The sequence below is a fragment of the Streptomyces sp. NPDC044061 genome (genome assembly GCF_056434305.1).
The window spans coordinates 1-17,137 of the sequence record NZ_JBWKFL010000003.1; the positions used below are offsets into that span (position 1 = coordinate 1).

15 protein-coding genes are annotated in these 17,137 nt (G+C 72.4%); 2 read left to right on the forward strand and 13 right to left on the reverse strand.

What is annotated here, in order from left to right; translation table 11 throughout:
- Window positions 1-124: 124 nt before the first annotated feature.
- The 11 genes from kynU to AC07CM_RS04865 all read right to left on the reverse strand — a co-directional run bounded on the left by kynU (window position 125) and on the right by AC07CM_RS04865 (window position 11,546).
- The gene (gene kynU / locus AC07CM_RS04815; protein ID WP_478874908.1) at window positions 125-1,318 is read right to left on the reverse strand and encodes a kynureninase; all 1,194 of its coding nucleotides are present in this window, start codon (window positions 1,316-1,318) and stop codon (window positions 125-127) included.
- Window positions 1,311-2,159, reverse strand: coding sequence for a tryptophan 2,3-dioxygenase family protein (locus AC07CM_RS04820; protein WP_478874909.1), 849 nt, complete (start codon window positions 2,157-2,159; stop codon window positions 1,311-1,313). The genes kynU and AC07CM_RS04820 overlap by 8 nt, the downstream gene beginning before the upstream one ends.
- A gap of 151 nt (window positions 2,160-2,310) precedes the next feature.
- Window positions 2,311-2,724: a DUF3151 domain-containing protein gene (locus tag AC07CM_RS04825; protein ID WP_478874910.1), complete on the reverse strand. Its 414-nt coding sequence runs from the start codon at window positions 2,722-2,724 to the stop codon at window positions 2,311-2,313.
- A 270-nt stretch (window positions 2,725-2,994) separates the two neighbouring features.
- Window positions 2,995-4,452: an MFS transporter gene (locus AC07CM_RS04830; RefSeq protein ID WP_478874911.1), complete on the reverse strand. Its 1,458-nt coding sequence runs from the start codon at window positions 4,450-4,452 to the stop codon at window positions 2,995-2,997.
- 63 nt (window positions 4,453-4,515) lie between these two features.
- Entirely contained in the window at window positions 4,516-5,538 is a 1,023-nt protein-coding gene (gene fbaA / locus AC07CM_RS04835; protein ID WP_478874912.1) for a class II fructose-bisphosphate aldolase, read from the reverse strand.
- A gap of 142 nt (window positions 5,539-5,680) precedes the next feature.
- Complete coding sequence (pyrE, locus tag AC07CM_RS04840; RefSeq protein ID WP_478874913.1) at window positions 5,681-6,229, reverse strand: orotate phosphoribosyltransferase; 549 nt, start codon at window positions 6,227-6,229, stop codon at window positions 5,681-5,683.
- Between the two features lie 10 nt (window positions 6,230-6,239).
- Window positions 6,240-7,046, reverse strand: a complete 807-nt coding sequence (locus AC07CM_RS04845) for an aldose epimerase family protein (RefSeq protein WP_478874914.1) — start codon at window positions 7,044-7,046, stop codon at window positions 6,240-6,242.
- 188 nt (window positions 7,047-7,234) lie between these two features.
- Window positions 7,235-8,023: an SRPBCC domain-containing protein gene (locus AC07CM_RS04850; RefSeq protein ID WP_478874915.1), complete on the reverse strand. Its 789-nt coding sequence runs from the start codon at window positions 8,021-8,023 to the stop codon at window positions 7,235-7,237.
- 42 nt (window positions 8,024-8,065) lie between these two features.
- Entirely contained in the window at window positions 8,066-9,703 is a 1,638-nt protein-coding gene (locus AC07CM_RS04855) for a polyamine aminopropyltransferase (protein ID WP_478874916.1), read from the reverse strand.
- 89 nt (window positions 9,704-9,792) lie between these two features.
- Entirely contained in the window at window positions 9,793-10,317 is a 525-nt protein-coding gene (locus tag AC07CM_RS04860; protein WP_478874917.1) for a DUF2617 family protein, read from the reverse strand.
- A gap of 854 nt (window positions 10,318-11,171) precedes the next feature.
- Complete coding sequence (locus AC07CM_RS04865) at window positions 11,172-11,546, reverse strand: hypothetical protein (protein WP_478874918.1); 375 nt, start codon at window positions 11,544-11,546, stop codon at window positions 11,172-11,174.
- A 204-nt stretch (window positions 11,547-11,750) separates the two neighbouring features.
- Between AC07CM_RS04865 and AC07CM_RS04870 the strand changes: the two genes are divergently transcribed.
- Window positions 11,751-12,944, forward strand: a complete 1,194-nt coding sequence (locus tag AC07CM_RS04870; protein ID WP_478874919.1) for a pyridoxal phosphate-dependent aminotransferase — start codon at window positions 11,751-11,753, stop codon at window positions 12,942-12,944.
- Between the two features lie 66 nt (window positions 12,945-13,010).
- Here the strand turns inward: AC07CM_RS04870 and AC07CM_RS04875 are convergent, their stop codons facing one another.
- Both AC07CM_RS04875 and clpB read right to left on the reverse strand, forming a co-directional pair.
- Window positions 13,011-13,559 carry a type III secretion system chaperone family protein gene (locus AC07CM_RS04875; protein WP_478874920.1) on the reverse strand — a complete coding sequence of 183 codons (549 nt, stop codon included), beginning with the start codon at window positions 13,557-13,559 and terminating at the stop codon, window positions 13,011-13,013.
- Between the two features lie 263 nt (window positions 13,560-13,822).
- Window positions 13,823-16,420: an ATP-dependent chaperone ClpB gene (gene clpB, locus AC07CM_RS04880; RefSeq protein ID WP_478874921.1), complete on the reverse strand. Its 2,598-nt coding sequence runs from the start codon at window positions 16,418-16,420 to the stop codon at window positions 13,823-13,825.
- A 132-nt stretch (window positions 16,421-16,552) separates the two neighbouring features.
- On the opposite strand from clpB, the gene AC07CM_RS04885 reads away from it, so the two are divergent.
- Window positions 16,553-16,966 carry a pyridoxamine 5'-phosphate oxidase family protein gene (locus AC07CM_RS04885; RefSeq protein ID WP_478874922.1) on the forward strand — a complete coding sequence of 138 codons (414 nt, stop codon included), beginning with the start codon at window positions 16,553-16,555 and terminating at the stop codon, window positions 16,964-16,966.
- The last annotated feature ends 171 nt before the right edge of the window (window positions 16,967-17,137 follow it).

A 17,137-nucleotide genomic window follows, 5' to 3' on the forward strand; every position in this document is an offset into this window, starting at 1 on the left:
AGGCGAGGCAAGGCACCCGAGGCGAACCAGGGCAGCGACACGTATCGAAGGGGGGGGGGGGGGGGGGGGGGGGGGGGGGGGGGGCCCCCCCCCCCCCCCCCCCCCCTCGACCGCCTCGGATCCGCTATCCGAGCACCTCCGCGAGCACCCGGGCCGCCCGCTCCGCCTCGGCGAAGCTCACGTACAGCGGGGTGAAGCCGAAGCGGAGGACGTCCGGGTGCCGGAAGTCGCCCACCACCCCGCGCTCGATCAGGCGCTTCATCACCTCGCCCGCGTCGGAGCAGCGCAGCGCGATCTGGCTGCCCCGCTCCGCGTGCGGCTCCGGGGTCACGGACTCGACCCGGCCGGGCTCGGTGTACGCCCTGACGCACTCCAGGAAGAAGTCCGTCATACCCAGGGACTTGGCCCTGACCGCGGTGACCGGCACTCCGTCCCAGACCTCCAGGGCGGCCTCCAGGGCCAGCATGGAGAGGATGTCCGGGGTGCCGACCCGGCCGCGCAGGGCGCCGGGTGCCGGGGCGTAGGACGGGCTCATGCCGAAGGGCTCGGCGTGGGAGTTCCAGCCGGGCAGCGGGGAGTCGAAGCGGTCCTGCAGCTCCCCGCGCACATACAGGTAGGCCGGTGAACCCGGGCCGCCGTTCAGGTACTTGTAGGTGCACCCGACCGCCAGGTCGACCCCGTGCTCGTCCAGCCCCACCGGCAGCGCGCCCGCGCTGTGGCACAGGTCCCAGACCGCGAGCGCGCCGGAGGCGTGGATCGCGGCCGTCAGCGACGGCAGGTCGTGCAGCCGGCCGGTGCGGTAGTCGACGTGGTTCAGCAGCACCGCCGCCGTGCGGTCGGACAGCGCCGACGGCACCTCCGCGGGCGTCACCGCGCGCAGCGTGCGGCCGGTCAGCCGGGCCGCGGACTCGGCGATGTAGCCGTCCGTGGGGAACGTCGTCGCGTCGACCAGGAGTTCGTCACGGCCCGCGTCCGCCATGCGGATCGCCGCCACCAGCGCCTTGAAGACGTTGACGCTCGTCGAGTCGCCCACCACGATCCGGCCCGGAGCCGCGCCGACCAGCGGGGCGATGCGGTCGCCGATCCGCTCGGGCGCCGTCCACCAGCCGCTCTCCTCCCAGGAGCGGATGCGCAGCTCGCCCCACTGCCTGCGGACCACGTCCTCGACCCGGCCCGGCACGTTCGCGGGCAGGGCGCCGAGGGAGTTGCCGTCCAGGTAGACCACGCCGTCGAGGTCGTCCAGGACGAAGCGGGAGCGCAGCGGCGCCAGTTCGTCCGTCGCGTCCAGCTTCTCGGCGCGCAACACCAGTTCAGACATGGGACCTCGCCGTCCACAGCTCCGGGAACACGTTCTTGCGGGCGCGCTTCTCCAGCCAGGCCACGCCCGCGGAACCGCCCGTGCCGGCCTTCGCGCCCATCGCCCGGCGGGTGGCGACCAGATGGTCGTTGCGCCAGCGCCAGACCAGCTCGGCCACGTCGGTCAACGCCTCGCCCAGGCGGGCGAGTTCGCCGTTCTGGTCGCCGGAGTAGATCTCCTGCCAGGCGGCCTCCACGGCGTCCGAGTGCTCGTAGCGCTGGGCCGCGTCCCGGCGCAGGACCGGCTCCGGGATCGCGTGGCCGCGACGCGCGAGGAGCCGTACGACCTCGTCGTACAGGCTCGGCTCGTGCAGGGCCTTCTCCAGTTCCGCGTGGACGCGCGGGGCGCCGCGGTGCGGGACCAGCATGGACGCGGACTTCTCGCCGAGCAGGAACTCCATGCGGCGGTACATCGCCGACTGGAAGCCGGAGCCCTCGCCGAGGGCGCTGCGGTACGAGTTGAACTGTGCCGGGGTCAGCTGGCCGAGCGGCTTCCAGGAGGCGTTCAGCGCCTCCAGTTCCCGTACGGAGCGCTTCAGCGCGGCGACGGCGACCGGGACGTCGTCCGAGCGGAGCGCCTTCGCGGCGGTCTCCCACTCGTGCACGATCACCGTGAACCACAGCTCCATGACCTGGGTCGTGACCAGGAAGACCATCTCGCCGGGGTCGTCGGAGAGGGTGTGCTGGAGATGGGTGAGCACGTCCGCCTTGACGTAGTCCTCGTACGGCGTCGTACCGGCGAAGTCGAGATGCGGGGTCTCGGGCTCAGCGGCCTCGTGAGGGGGGTGAGCCTGTTGGGACATCGCTGTCTCCTGTGTTACTCCGGGTAGCGGTCCGCCCCTGCCGATGCCGGCACGGGGGCCCCGGTCCCCAAGCGGAATCCTCCGCAATCCCCCCGGATAGGGCAAGGCCCGTCTGCTGCCAGACGGGCCACACCGGTGACTTCCGCCCCGGTCAGCCCAGGGTCTGGGCCGCCGTCGGCGAGGAGTCCTTCAGGAACTGCGAGCAGCGCTCGTACTCCTCCTGCTCACCGATCGCCTGCGCGGCGCGGGCGAGGGCGTGCAGGGCGCGCAGGAAGCCGCGGTTGGGCTCGTGCTCCCACGGGACCGGGCCGTGGCCCTTCCAGCCGCTGCGGCGCAGCGCGTCGAGGCCCCGGTGGTACCCCGTGCGGGCGTAGGCGTACGACTCCACGACCGCGCCCCGCTCGAACGCGTCGTCGGCCAGCTGGGCCCACGCCAGGGAGGAGGTCGGGTACTTGGCGGCGACGTCCGCCGGCGCGGTGCCCCGAGCGAGCAGCTCACGGGGCTCCGGGTCGTCCGGAAGGTGAGTCGGGGGCGGCCCACCGAGGAGGTTCTCGTGAATCGTCATGGATTCAGTTTCCCGCATCCAGGCATATGCGGGGCGGTACGCCTCCGGACCGACGGGACGGCAGCCTCCCAGGGGCGCGGGGAACCGCGCGAGCGGCCCCCACCGGCCCGCGGCCGGGCGCGTTGGGGCGGAGCTGCGAACGGCGGCCCGACTCCCCGGATCCACGGATGTACGGGCTCGGCGACGCAGGCGGCCGACGGGACTGCAGCGCCCTGGGGGCGCGGGGAACCGCGCGAGCGGGCACGACGCGCCCGCACCCGAGATCAGCCCCTAGCCGCCCCGCCGCTCCCCTTCCAGCGGCGGACTCATGACGTTGCCGTGCCTGCGGCATTCCGGCCGGCGGCAGCCCGGAGCCGGCCTGCGCACCAGCGCGAACGCCAGCACCGCACCGACGACGAGAACCGCGGAGCAGATCGGCATCGCCAGGTCGAACGCCGCGTCGAACGCCGCCGGCGACCGGTACGCCTCCGGCCCCATCCCGGTCAGCAGCGGCAGGGCCGCCACGGCGATCAGGCCCGCCGCCCGCGCCGCCGCGTTGTTGATCCCGCTGGCCAGGCCCGCCCGGGCGGTGTCGACGGAGGCGAGGACCGTCGCGGTCAGCGGGGCGACCAGGGTGACCATGCCGGCCCCCATCACGAGCAGCGCCGGGAGCACGTCCTTCACGTAGTCCGCGTGCGGGCCCACCCGCAGCATCAGCAGCATCGCCGCCGCGCAGAGCAGGGGGCCGACGGTCAGCGGCAGCCGGGGCCCCGTGCGGTCGGCCAGCGCGCCGGAGCGGGCCGAGAACAGCAGCATCAGGGCCGTCGTCGGCAACAGGGCCGTACCGGCCTGCAGGGCGGAGTAGCCCGCCACCACCTGGAGCTGGAGCGCGGTGAGGAAGAAGAAGCCGCCGAACGCCGCGTACACGCACAGCGTGACCAGGTTGACCGCCGTGAACTGGCGCGAGGCGAAGATGTCCGGGGGAACCATCGGGTCGGGGCGGTGCCGCTCGACCTGGACGAAGGCCACAGCCACGGCGACACCCCCCACCGCGCTCAGCGCCACCGCCGGGGCGCCCTGGCCGGCCGCGATCAGGGCGTAGGTCAGCAGGGCCAGCGCCAGGGCGCCCAGGGCCGCGCCGAGCGCGTCGAAGCGGCTCTCGGTGGCGTCGGCCGAGGACTCCGGAACATGGCGTACGGCCACCGGCACGCACAGGAGCGCCAGCGGCACGTTGAGCAGGAACACCCAGCGCCAGCCGGGGCCGTCCACCAGCCAGCCGCCCAGGAACGGGCCGACGGCCGCGCCGACGCCGCCGAAGCCGGACCAGAGGCCGACCGCCCGGCTCCGGTCGTCGGAGTGGAAGGAGGCCTGGATGAGCGCGAGGGAGCCCGGGGTGAGGAGGGCCCCGCCGACGCCCTGGAGGGCACGGGCCGCGATGAGGACACCGGTGCCGGGCGCCAGCCCGCACAGCAGGGACGCGGTCGCGAACCAGACGACCCCGATGACGAAGACCTTCCGGCGGCCGTAGCGGTCCCCCAGCGAACCGCCCAGCAGGATCAGGCCGGCCAGCGTGACCATGTACGCGTTGACCGTCCACTGCAGGGCGCCGAGACTCGCGCCGAGGTCGCGGCCGATGGTCGGAAGCGCCACGTTGACGACGGTCGAGTCCAGCATGGCCATGCTGGAACCGAGGATCGTGGTGAACAGGATCCACTTGCCCTGGGGCGAGCTCAGCCGGACGTCGGGCATGTTCCAGGTATACAGCGGGCCCGGTGCCGTGGCACCGGGCCCGCCGACAGCGCCGTACGACGCTTACTTGATCTTGTTGCCCGCCGAGCGCAGGTTCTGCGTGGCCTCGAGGACACGCGCGGCCATGGACGCCTCGGCCAGCTTGCCCCAGGTGCGCGGGTCGTAGGTCTTCTTGTTGCCGACCTCGCCGTCGACCTTCAGGACGCCGTCGTAGTTCTTGAACATGTGGTCGGCGACCGGACGGGTGAAGGCGTACTGGGTGTCCGTGTCGATGTTCATCTTCACGACGCCGTTCTCCAGCGCGGTCAGGATCTCCTGCTCGGTGGAGCCGGAGCCGCCGTGGAAGACGAAGTCGAACGGAGAGGCCTTGCCGAACTTGGCGGAGACGCCGTCGGCCAGCTCCTTCAGCAGCTCGGGACGGAGCACGACGTTGCCCGGCTTGTACACGCCGTGGACGTTGCCGAACGAGGCGGCCAGCAGGTAGCGGCCCTTCTCGCCCAGGCCCAGGGCCTCGGCGGTGCGGATCGCGTCCTCGACCGTGGTGTACAGGGAGTCGTTGATCTCGTGGGAGACGCCGTCCTCCTCGCCACCGGTCGGGGTGATCTCGACCTCGAGGATGATGTTCGCGCGGCGGGCCTGCTCCAGCAGCTCCTGCGCGATCTCCAGGTTGTCGGCCAGGGTCTCGGCGGAGCCGTCCCACATGTGCGACTGGAACAGCGGGTTGCGGCCGGCCTTGACGCGCTCCTCGGAGAGCGCGAGCAGCGGACGTACGTACCCGTCGAGCTTGTCCTTCGGGCAGTGGTCCGTGTGCAGCGCGATGTTGACCGGGTACTTCTCGGCGAGGATGTGCGCGTACTCCGCGAGCGCGACCGCGCCGGTCACCATGTCCTTGCTGTACTGGCCGCCGAGGAACTCGGCACCACCGGTCGAGATCTGGACGATGCCGTCGCTCTCCGCCTCCGCGAAGCCGCGCAGCGCCGCGTTCAGGGTCTGGCTCGAGGTGACGTTGATGGCCGGGTAGGCGAACTTGCCTGCCTTCGCCCGGTCGAGCATCTCGCTGTAGACCTCGGGGGTTGCGATGGGCATGGTCCGCTCCTTGAGTGTGCGGGTTGGCGTTCTGCGTTACGGCCCTGACCTAGACCTGGGGTGTGACGTCATCGTCGGCCCCATCTTTCCAGACATGAACCGATGGTCCATGCGCCGGTCAAGTCCAGGTCAATCCGCGTCGTCAGTCCAGACCCAGTTCATCCTTCGAGAAGGCGAACCGGTACGGAACGCCCGCGCCGGCCTCGATCTTCTCGGCGGCGCCGGTCGCGCGGTCCACGATGGTCGCGACGGCGACGACCTCGGCGCCGGCCTCGCGCACGGCCTCGACGGCGGTGAGCGGCGAGCCGCCGGTGGTGGAGGTGTCCTCCACGACCAGCACGCGCCTGCCCGCGATCTCGGGACCCTCCACCCGCCGCTGCAGACCGTGCGCCTTCGCGGCCTTGCGGACGACGAAGGCGTCCAGCCTCTTCCCGCGCGCGGCGGCCGCGTGCAGCATGGCGGCAGCGACCGGGTCGGCGCCCATGGTCAGCCCGCCCACCGCGTCGAACTCCAGGTCCGCGGTGAGGTCCAGCAGCACCTGGCCGACCAGCGGGGCGGCCTCGCCGTCGAGGGTGATACGGCGCAGGTCGACGTAGTAGTCGGCCTCCAGACCCGAGGAGAGGGTCACCTTGCCGTGCACCACGGCCTTGTCCTTGATCTGCTGCAACAACTGAGCCCGTACGTCCGTCATGCTGCCCAGCTTAGAGGCGCCGCCAGCTCCAGGTGGTCGTCGCCTCCAGCGGCTCCAGGGGCGTGACCAGGCGCGGGAGGGTGTTCAGGCCGTTGGGCGGCCCGGTCTGCGGCTCCACGCACACGGCCTCGGCCTGCTCGTCGTAGACGACCACCCACTCCTCCCGGCTGGTCACCTTCAGCTCCAGCTGCCCGGGCCAGGTGAGGGTGACGTCGACGCCGCCGGGCATGCCGAAGCAGTCGTCCCAGGGGCCGGGCTTGACGTCGATGCGGTTGCCGGTGGGCAGGTGGTCGGCGGCGCGCTCCTCCTGCCAGGCGGCCTCGAAGTCCAGCCGGACGTCCTCGCCTACCGCACCGTCCGCGCCCGCGAGGGTCCGGTTGAACCAGGGGTGCCAGCCGATCTGCGCCGGGAAGGAGTCGTCGTACGCCTCCACGGACATGGTCAGCGTCAGGCTGTCCTCGGCGAGCGCGACGACGTGGGTGACACGGCCCCGGTGTGGCCAGGGGTCGGCCAGGTCGTGGGTGATGACGGCCTCGTCGGCCGAGGTCCGGGCGGTGCGCCAGGCACCGTCGCGCGCGGTGCCGTGGATGGCGTGCGGCGGGGAGTTGAGGGGCATCTGGCGGACGGTGGCGCCGTCCAGGAAGCGGCCCTCCCGGATCCGGCCGCACCAGGGAACCATCGGGAAGCAGCCGTAGCGCTCGCCCTGCCGCAGCAGCTCCACGCCGCCGATCCGGAGCCCGCCGATCCGGCCGCCGTTGCCGGGCCGCACGATCACTTCCGCGTCGCCCGCGGTCAGCGTGATGTCTTCGTTACTCACGGGACGACCCTACTGGGGCGATCAAGAGGGCGTACCCCGGACGAGCGCTGGATCGAGTGCGCGAGCCCCGAGCGGGCACGCGCCGTCGCCCAGCGCGTCCTCGACTTCCATGCCGCGGCGGTCGAGGTGCGGCAGATCCACGACTGGTCCGGGATGGGCGAGCCGCCGGGCCTGTGGGACCTGAGGCCCTAACGCCGTTTGCGCAGGGCGCGGCCCAGGACGATCGCCGAGGCCAGGGCCAGGGCCGCGGCGGGGGCCGCCCAGCGCAGCGCCGGGTTCCCGGCGCCGGTCTGGGGCGCCGGTACGGGGGCGTAGCGGCCGCGCGGCGGGGCGTGGTCGACCTCCTCCGCGCTGCGGCCGATCATCGTGCGGCGCGCGTGCGCGGCCTCGGCGGGCGGCTCGCCCGCCTCGGCGAATTCGGAGCGGCCGTCGCCGTCCGTGTCCACCTCGGGGTCCAGGGAGGGCGGGGGCACCTCGGTGTCGAAGACGGAGGCCTGCCCCGGCTCCGGCTCGGTCGCCTCGTCCCCCTGGTCCCCCTGAGCCTGCTCCGGCTCCTCCGGGTTCGCCGCCAGGCTCTCCACGAAACGGTTCAGCAGGCGGGTCACCGCCGACTGCACGGCCTCCGCGGGCAGTTCCGCGATGCGTCCGTCCGCGTCGGCCGTGCCCTCGACCGTCACGGTCGTGCCGCCCTCGGTGTCCGTGAGGCTCAGGGTGAGGGCGAGTTTGACGGTGCCGGTGCCGCGGGCCTCGGCGGCCTCGCCCTCGACCGCGTAGGTGCCGTCCTCGCGGGGCGCGATCCGGACCGCGCCGCGGTAGGTGACGGAGTGGCCTCCGACGCGCAACTTCAGCCGCCCCGCGACGGGTTCGGCACCGGCGTCCTGCTGGAGCCCGGGGACCGCCCGGGCCACTCGCGCGGGGGCCGCCAGCGCCTCCCTGAGTCGGTCGGCCGGAACCGGAACGAAGACCTGATGCTCCATGTCGGCTGAGCCTACCCAGGACTGGCCGGAACGTACCCTCCCTCAGTAGCGCGGATGCACGAGGGTCGACGCCGGCAACCCCCCGATCCGCGTACGCTCCGCCGCCCGCGCGTCGGCCGTCAGGTCGTCCTGCGTCAGCGTGTGCGGCCGCGGCCCGCGCGGGTCCAGCCGCAGCGGCGGTGCCGAGCCGTCCGGTGCCGTCAGCAGGAAGCCCCAGTCGTGCGGGGCACCGGAGGCCACCGCCGAGCGGTCGGGGCCGGCCGGGAAGCCGGAGTCGTGGCCGAGGACCCGGTAGGGGGAGAGGGCGAAGCCGGACGCGCGGAGGGTCGACGCCACCGTCCAGAAGGCGCGGGGGCGGGCCGCGACCGGGCCGGCGTGCACCACCAGGCGGCCGTCGGCGGCGAGGACGCGGCGGGCCAGGCCGTAGAACTCCTGCGAGTACAGCTTGGTGCTGGCCGTGATGCCGGGGTCGGGCAGATCCGCGATCACGACGTCGTACGACTCGGGCGGCGCCCCGCGCAGCCAGGTGAGCGCGTCCGCCGTGGTGACGTGGACGCGGGGGTCGTCGTAGGCGTGTCCGTTGAGAGCGGACAGGCCGGGGTCGCTGCGGGCCAGGCCGATCAGGCCGGCGTCCAGTTCGACGACGTCGACGCGGCGCACGCCCCGGTGCCGCAGTACCTCGCGGGCGGCCAGGCCGTCGCCGCCGCCGAGGACGAGCACGCGCGCGTGCGGGCCGGTCATCGCGGGGTGGACCAGCGCCTCGTGGTAGCGGCGTTCGTCCCGGCCGCCGACGCGCAGCCGGCCGTCGAGGAAGAGGTCGAGGGGGCGGCCGTGGGTGCCGCCGGCGAGGACGACCTCCTGTACGTCGGTCTGCAGGGCGACCCGGACGTCCTTGCCGTACACCGCGTGCCGGGCGGCGCGCTCGAAGTCGTCGGCGAGGGCGGCCGCGGAGGCGAGGACACCGAGCACGGTGAGGCCGACGAGGAGGAGGGTCCAGCGGGCGCGGCGGGTCAGGTCGCGGCGGAACAGGCCGAGGACCAGGGCGCCGCCTGCGACGACGTTGACCGAGCCGGTGAGCAGCGCGCCCGTCAACTGGCCCAGGAACGGCAGGAGCAGGAAGGGAAAGGCCAGGCCGCCGACGAGGGCGCCGACGTAGTCCGCCGCGAACAGGTCGGCGACAGCACCGCCCGCGTCCTGGCGGCGGATGCGCTGGATCAGCTCCATCAGCAGGGGGACCTCGGCGCCGACGAGCAGACCGATGGCGAGCGAGAAGGCGACCAGCAGGCAGCGCGGTCCGTCGGCCCACACCCCGCCCCAGCCGCCCGTCCAGGCGAAGACGGCGTACAGCGCCATCGCACTGCACCCGCCGACCAGCGCGAGGACGGACTCGATCGCCCCGAAGCCGGCGGCCGCGTGCCAGCGCAGCCGCTTGGCGGCGAGCGAGCCGATGCCCATCGCGAAGACCATCACGGACAGCACGACGGAGGCCTGGGTGACCGAGTCACCGATCAAGTACGAGGCGAACGCGACGAGTTCGAGTTCGTACACGAGTCCGCAGGCCGCGCAGACGAAGACGCACACGAGGACCAGGAACCGTCCGGTGCCGGGCCGGACGGGCAGCCGTGCGGGGCCTGTCCACGGCGGGGCACCCGGGCGCGCGGGGGCGTGCGGTTCGATCACTCTGCGACGTTACGTCACACCCTCGGTACGCTTCGTCACCCACACGTGTGGAAATGCGGGCAGTTGACGTACTGCGGGTTTATGTCGCCCTAACTTGATCGGGCTTCAGTCACCCGGGCCCCGACCCGCGTCCGCGTCGCCACCAACTGCCCGTCCTGCGGGTACGCGTGCCAGGTGCGCCAGTGCACCTGACCCTCGTGCCGCTGGGCCAGCATGGCGGTGAAGGCGTGCGGGCTGCCCGGGAAGACACCGGCGAGGCCGTGCGGGTGGTCGGAGACGAGGGCCAGCAACTCCTGGGCGCGGCCCGCGAACGAGCCAGGCGTGAGCACCTCGACGCGCGCCGCGAACTCGTACTCCCAGTCGCCGACCCGCTTGGCGACGCCCAGGGGCAGCGGGGTGCTGGACCCGGGGATGCAGGCGACCGTCTCCGAGCAGTTCCCCCGCTCCTCCTCGAGCAGTACCTGATGGGACGCGCCGAGCAGTCTCAACTGCAGCCGCGCCCCCGTAAGTTCCAGATCGAGGGTGGCCAGGGCGGGGAGCGGCTCGCGTCCGAGGGCCCAGGCGAGGTCGGCAGCGCGCGTGTCGGTGTAGGTGGTGTTCAGGGTCGTGAGCATGGATCGGCTCCGCTAACAGCCAAAGAAGGGGGGAGATCGGCCATGTCAGCCCGGTCAGCCCGGCCGGCCCGGCCGGGGAGGGGAGTCTGCGGGACGTCCGAGGGGCTGCGTTGGTGATTTAGAGGGAATCATGAACAGTGGCGCCGCCACAGCGTTTTTACCCAACTTCGTGGGGTTTCCATCCCTCAGAGGGCTCCACAGCTCAACTGTTCAACTACGGGACGCGCCCGGCGCGCGACACAGACACCCGGGCGCCCGCCGGAAGCCTTCCTCCGGCGGGCGCCCGGGCGCGGGAAGCTCGGCTGCCCCGTGTCAGCCGCCTCCCCCGGCAGCCGCCCCCGTCAGCTGCCGCCCCCGCATCCGCCCCCACCGCCGCACGAGGAGCCCCCACCGCAGGAGGAACCCCCGCCGCACGACGAGTGACCACCGCACGAGGAGTGACCGCCCCCGCAGGAGTGGTGACCACCGGAGTGGTGACCGCCCGAGTGGTGACCACCGGAGTGATGACCTCCGGAGTGGTGGCCGCCGGACGACGAACCGCCGTCTCCCCCGTCGGCCCACCAGCTGCTCCCCGCGTACGACGACGAGCCGTACGCCCGGCGGCGACGTCCTCCCCTGCGGGCCGCGGACGCGACGACCCCGAAGCAGATGACCGCGATCACCACCACCAAGAAGACGGTGCCCATGGCGTCACCCTCTTTCCGTTCCCCCGAGGCGGCCCCCCGTGGGCCGCGGTGAACGGGGGATGCCCGCCCGCCCCACGGGCCAAAGCAGAGTTGAGCAAGTTCTGAGGGTCAACGCATGGAAAAGGCCCCTGACCTGCACAGACGGGCAGATCAGGGGCCGCCGGGGTCTCACTTCAGCCGGGGTACGCAGCCGAACCAGTTCACGGTGCCGTTCTCGGACGTGTAGCCCAGGCACCTGATGGTCTTGTCGTGCAGGGTCTCGGTCCGGTCGGGGGCTCCGTCCAGGTACTCCGTCTTGTAGTAGGGCTGTACGAGGGTGTCGATGTCGACGGTGTACCAGCGGCGCTTGGTGTCCGGCAGGCTGCAGCCGTGGCCGGTCATGTTGCGGCTGGGATCGTGTATCCACACGGGCCGTTCGGCACGGTCGCAGTGCGCCCTGCCGGCGGCGGCGCCGGCAGAGCCTGCGCCGACACCGAGCAGGGCCGTGGCGACCATGGCCACCGCCGCGGCAGCGCCGAGCGGACGCTTCAGAGTGAGGTTCATTCGATTGGTCCTCCTACCGGATGCGGTGACGGACGGGAGTCGCCGTATCACCGTGGTGCGATATTCACACGTATCCGGAATGTCCGGCTCGCCGGTCGGCGGCGTATTACCCCGCCCCGGTGACGTCCGTGACGCCAATGCAGCAGGCCGCGTGCGGACCCGCCCGCGAAGCCGTGTTGAGCAAGTCCGGAGCATGGGCGCAGGATGGCCGGCATGACCTCCTCCGCGCGCCCGCATCTCAACCGCCGACTCACCGAGTTCGGGACGACGATCTTCGCCGAGATGTCCGCACTCGCCCTGTCGACCGGTTCGATCAACCTGGGCCAGGGCTTTCCCGACACCGACGGCCCCGAGGAGGTGCGGGAGGCCGCCGTACGCGCGCTGCGCGACGGACGCGGCAACCAGTACCCGCCGGGCCCGGGCATCCCCGAGCTGCGCACCGCGGTCGCCGCGCACCAGCTGCGCCGCTACGGGCTGTCGTACGACCCGGACACCGAGGTGCTGGTCACGGCGGGCGCGACGGAGGCGATCGCGGCCTCGCTGCTGGCGCTGCTGGAGCCCGGGGACGAGGTCGTGGCCCTGGAGCCGTACTACGACTCCTACGCGGCGAGCATCGCGATGGCGGGCGGCAGGCGGGTGCCGGTGACCCTGCGGCCGTCCTTCGACGAGGGGGCGCGCTTCCGGCTGGACCTCGACGAACTGCGCGCGGCGGTCACGGACCGCACCCGCCTGCTGCTGATCAACACCCCGCACAATCCGACCGGTACGGTCCTCACGCGTGCGGAGCTGGCCGCGATCGCCGAGCTGGCGGTGGAGCGGGACCTGCTGGTGGTGACGGACGAGGTCTACGAGCACCTGGTCTTCGACGGCGCCGAGCACCTGCCGCTGGCCGCGTTCCCCGGGATGCGCGAGCGGACGGTGACGATCGGCTCGGCGGGCAAGACCTTCTCGTTCACCGGCTGGAAGGTCGGCTGGGTGACGGCCGCGCCGGAGCTGGTGACCGCCGTCCGCTCGGTCAAGCAGTTCCTGACGTACGTCTCCTCGGGCCCCTTCCAGTACGCGGTGGCGGAGGCGCTCGCCCTGCCCGACGCCTACTTCGAGGACTTCCGCCAGGACATGCGCACGCGCCGGGACATCCTCGCGGAGGGCCTGACACAGGCCGGCTTCGAGGTGTTCCGGCCGGCGGGCACCTACTTCATCACGACCGACATCCGGCCCCTCGGCGAGAAGGACGGCTTCGGCTTCTGCCGCGCCCTGCCGGAGCGGGCGGGGGTGGTGGCCATCCCGAACGCCGTGTTCTACGACGACCGCGAGGCGGGGGCGCCGTTCGTGCGGTTCGCGTTCTGCAAGCGCGAGGAGGTGCTGCGGGAGGCGGCGGAGCGGCTGCGCGGCATGTGAGTGGGCGCGGAGCACCGGGCCCGGGGGCGGCAGCCCCCGGACTTCGGCTGTGGCGGGGCGCCGGGACTACTCCTCGTCGCCGCCCGGCTCCTCCGTGTCCTCCGTGTCCTCCGTGTCGTTCACGTCCTCCTCGAGACCGAGCTGCTCGACGAGCCACTTGTCGAACTCGATCGCGGCCCGCACCCAGCTGACCGTGGAGGAGACGAAGTGGTTGAGGTCGACGCCGGTGCCGATCAGCATCTGGGCCTCGCCGATGAGGCGGACCGTGCCGTCGTCGTGGGTGTGGGTGTACACCTTGGGCCACAGGGTGCGACGGTTCCAGTCGTCGACGGACTCCAGCAGCTGCGGCTTCTGGTCGATCTTGTGGGGGCGGTCGTAGAAGGTCCGCACCGAGAAGACCGCCTGCTCGGCGTCCCCGCGGAACATGAAGTACGTGCGGAACTGCTCCCACGGAGCCGCGAGGTCACCCTCCTCGTCGACGACGTACTTCAGCTCCATCTGGTCGAGGAGCTGCTTCACGAGGTCCTGATCCGGGACCACGGGGCCCGCGGGCCCCTGGGGCTGCGGTTCGGGCTGGCCCCCGAAGTTCGGAATCGAGGACGGGTCGATGCTCACCGTGTTTTTCCCTTCGTGCGGATTCCGCCATCCTCCCTCAGAGGGGGAGGGGGGTGGCAAGCCCGGACGGGCCTGTCAGCCGTCGGCTGACATGATCCGTCCGGTCGGGCGGAGGGCCGGCGAGCGGTGGGGGTCGGTATGGCGGCGCGGGGGTCCCGGGCGCGTCGGCCCTGGGCCTCGGCGCGTACGCCGTGGACCTCGCCGTGCCGTACGAGGGCCCGGGCCGGGCCCTCGTACGGTTCTCGGCGTTCACCACGTGAGCGTCACAGCGTCTTGCCCGTCGCCGGCCCCACCAGCAGGCCCTCGCCGAAGCGGTCCACGCGGACCGTGTCGCCGTCCTTGATCTCGCCGGAGAGGATCTCCCTGGCGAGGCGGTCGCCGATGGCGGTCTGCACGAGGCGGCGCAGCGGGCGGGCGCCGTAGGCCGGGTCCATGCCCTCATCGGCGAGCCAGGCCAGCGCCCCGGGGGTGACGTCCAGGGTGAGGCGCCGCTCGGCCAGCCGCCTGGCCAGACGGTCGATCTGCAGCTGGGCGATCCGGGCCAGCTCGTCCTTGTTCAGGGCCGAGAAGACCACGAGGTCGTCGAGCCGGTTGAGGAACTCCGGCTTGAAGGAGGTCCGTACGACCTCCAGGACCTGCTCCTTCTTCTCCGCCTCACTGGTGATCGGGTCGACCAGGAACTGGCTGCCCAGGTTGGAGGTGAGCACCAGGATGGCGTTGCGGAAGTCGACCGTGCGGCCCTGACCGTCCGTCAGGCGGCCGTCGTCCAGCACCTGCAGGAGGACGTCGAAGACCTCGGGGTGGGCCTTCTCCACCTCGTCCAGCAGCACCACGCTGTACGGGCGGCGGCGGACGGCCTCGGTGAGCTGGCCGCCCTCCTCGTAGCCGACGTATCCGGGGGGCGCGCCGACGAGCCGGGCCACGCTGTGCTTCTCGCCGTACTCCGACATGTCGATGCGGACCATGGCCCGCTCGTCGTCGAAGAGGAAGTCGGCGAGCGCCTTGGCGAGTTCGGTCTTGCCGACGCCGGTCGGGCCGAGGAAGAGGAAGGACCCGGTGGGCCGGTCGGGGTCGGCGATACCGGCCCGGGAGCGCCGTACGGCGTCGCTGACCGCCCGCACGGCCTCGGCCTGGCCGATGAGCCGCCTGCCCAGCTCGTCCTCCATGCGCAGCAGCTTCTGCGTCTCGCCCTCCATCAGGCGGCCCGCCGGGATGCCGGTCCAGGCGGCGACGACGTCGGCGATGTCGTCGGAGCCGACCTCGTCCTTGACCATGGTGTCCCGGGCGGCCTCCTCCTCGGCCTCGGAGGCGACCTCCAGCTCCTTCTCCAGCTCCGGGATCTCGCCGTACAGCAACTTGGCCGCGGTGTCGAAGTCGCCGTCGCGCTGGGCGCGTTCGGCCTGGCCGCGCAGCTCGTCCAGCTTCTCCTTCAGCTCACCGACCCGGTTGAGGGACTGCTTCTCCTTCTCCCAGCGCGCGGTCAGGCCCCGCAGCTCCTCCTCCTTGTCGGCGAGGTCGCGGCGCAGCTTCTCCAGGCGTTCGCGGGAGGCCGGGTCGGTCTCCTTGGCGATCGCCAGCTCCTCCATCTTCAACCGGTCCACGGAGCGCTGGAGTTCGTCGATCTCGACGGGCGAGGAGTCGATCTCCATGCGGAGCCGGGAGGCCGACTCGTCGACCAGGTCGATGGCCTTGTCCGGCAGGAAGCGGGAGGTGATGTAGCGGTCAGACAGGGTGGCGGCGGCCACCAGCGCGCTGTCGGCGATCTGCACCTTGTGGTGGGCCTCGTACCGGCCCTTGAGGCCGCGCAGGATCGCGATGGTGTCCTCGACGGTCGGCTCGGCGACCAGCACCTGCTGGAAGCGGCGCTCCAGGGCGGGGTCCTTCTCGATCCGCTCGCGGTACTCGTCCAGCGTGGTCGCGCCGACCATGCGCAGCTCACCGCGGGCCAGCATCGGCTTGAGCATGTTGCCCGCGTCCATGGCGGAGTCGCCGCCGGCCCCGGCGCCCACGACGGTGTGCAGTTCGTCGATGAAGGTGATGATCTGCCCGTCCGAATCCTTGATCTCGGCGAGCACGGCCTTCAGCCGCTCCTCGAACTCACCGCGGTACTTCGCGCCCGCGACCATCGCACCGAGGTCGAGCGCGACGAGCCGCTTGTCCTTCAGGGACTCGGGCACGTCCCCCTTGACGATCCGCTGGGCGAGGCCCTCGACCACGGCGGTCTTGCCGACGCCCGGCTCGCCGATGAGGACCGGGTTGTTCTTGGTACGGCGGCTCAGCACCTGCACGACCCGCCGGATCTCCTGGTCCCGGCCGATGACCGGGTCCAGCCGGCCCTCGCGGGCGGAGGCGGTGAAGTCGGTGCCGAACTTCTCCAGGGCCTTGTACTGACCCTCGGGGTCGGCGGTGGTCACGCGGCGTCCTCCCCTGGCCTTCCGGAAGGCCTCTTCGAGCTTCTTGCTGTCGGCGCCCTGCCGCTGGAGCACCTCGCCGGCCGCTCCGCCCTTCGCGGCGATGCCGATGAGCAGGTGCTCGGTCGACAGGTACTCGTCGCCGAGTGCCGCGGCCCGCTCGCCGGCGTCCGCGATCACGGCGAGCAGTTCGCGGTTGGGCTGCGGGGGTGCGACGGTGGAGCCGGTCACGCTGGGCAGCGACGCGAGCACGCGCTCGGCGCCGGAGCGCACGGCCGCCTGGTCGGCGTCGACGGCGGCGAGCAGGTCGGTGACGTTCTCGTTCTCCTGCCCCGCGAGCAGCGCGAGGAGCAGGTGGGCGGGCGTGAGGTCCGGGTGGCCCTCGGTCACGGCCCGGTTGCCGGCCGCGTTGATCGCTTCCCGGCTCCTGTTGGTCAGCTCGGCGTCCACGTGTCCGTTCTCCTCCTCGGGGTCGGCTCGGCGGCCTCGTCTCCCACCGCTGACTTGACCAGCATACGCAAAGTTGAGTCTATTCCACTCAAGGCGGGGGATTGCAGCTTCCTGCGGTTAGGTTTCGGGGCCATGGCCACGTACTCCCAGGACCCGGCTTCCCCGGACGAGCCCTACCTCGCCTTCTGGCGGGAACGGCATCTGTGCACGCTGACGACGCTGCGCCCCGACGGGAGCCCGCACGTGGTGCCGGTGGGGGTGACGTACGACCCCGGGGCGCGGCTGGCCAGGGTGATCACCAACGGGACCAGCACGAAGGTGGCCCACGTCCTCGCGGCGGGACCCGAGGGCGCACGGGTGGCGGTGTGCCAGGTGGACGGCCGGCGCTGGGCCACGCTGGAGGGCCGGGCGCGGGTGCGCACCGACCCTGAACGGGTGGCCGAGGCGGAGCGGCGCTACGCCGAGCGGTATCACCGGCACCCCGGGGAGAACCCCTCGCGGGTGGTGATCGAGATCGAGCTGGAGCGGGCTCTCGGGCGGGGCTGAGACAAGGCGGTCACCCGGTTGGTTTTCAGCCACCGTGAAAGCGTTCCCAAACCCCGAAATGTCGGCACAAACTGCAGCGGGGGGGGGGGGGGGGGGGGGGGGGGGGGGGGGGGGGGGGGGGGGGGGGGGGGGGGGGGGGGTTTTTCTTGGGGGTGGGGGTTAGGTGAGTCG

Bases quoted from the DNA above. Each gene is read 5' to 3' on its own strand.
- kynU (WP_478874908.1), bottom strand. From the start codon at position 1,318: ATGTCTGAACTGGTGTTGCGCGCCGAGAAGCTGGACGCGACGGACGAA.
- AC07CM_RS04820 (WP_478874909.1), bottom strand. From the start codon at position 2,159: ATGTCCCAACAGGCTCACCCCCCTCACGAGGCCGCTGAGCCCGAGACC.
- AC07CM_RS04825 (WP_478874910.1), bottom strand. From the start codon at position 2,724: ATGACGATTCACGAGAACCTCCTCGGTGGGCCGCCCCCGACTCACCTT.
- AC07CM_RS04830 (WP_478874911.1), bottom strand. From the start codon at position 4,452: ATGCCCGACGTCCGGCTGAGCTCGCCCCAGGGCAAGTGGATCCTGTTC.
- fbaA (WP_478874912.1), bottom strand. From the start codon at position 5,538: ATGCCCATCGCAACCCCCGAGGTCTACAGCGAGATGCTCGACCGGGCG.
- pyrE (WP_478874913.1), bottom strand. From the start codon at position 6,229: ATGACGGACGTACGGGCTCAGTTGTTGCAGCAGATCAAGGACAAGGCC.
- AC07CM_RS04850 (WP_478874915.1), bottom strand. From the start codon at position 8,023: ATGGAGCATCAGGTCTTCGTTCCGGTTCCGGCCGACCGACTCAGGGAG.
- AC07CM_RS04860 (WP_478874917.1), bottom strand. From the start codon at position 10,317: ATGCTCACGACCCTGAACACCACCTACACCGACACGCGCGCTGCCGAC.
- AC07CM_RS04865 (WP_478874918.1), bottom strand. From the start codon at position 11,546: ATGAACCTCACTCTGAAGCGTCCGCTCGGCGCTGCCGCGGCGGTGGCC.
- AC07CM_RS04870 (WP_478874919.1), top strand. From the start codon at position 11,751: ATGGCCGGCATGACCTCCTCCGCGCGCCCGCATCTCAACCGCCGACTC.
- AC07CM_RS04885 (WP_478874922.1), top strand. From the start codon at position 16,553: ATGGCCACGTACTCCCAGGACCCGGCTTCCCCGGACGAGCCCTACCTC.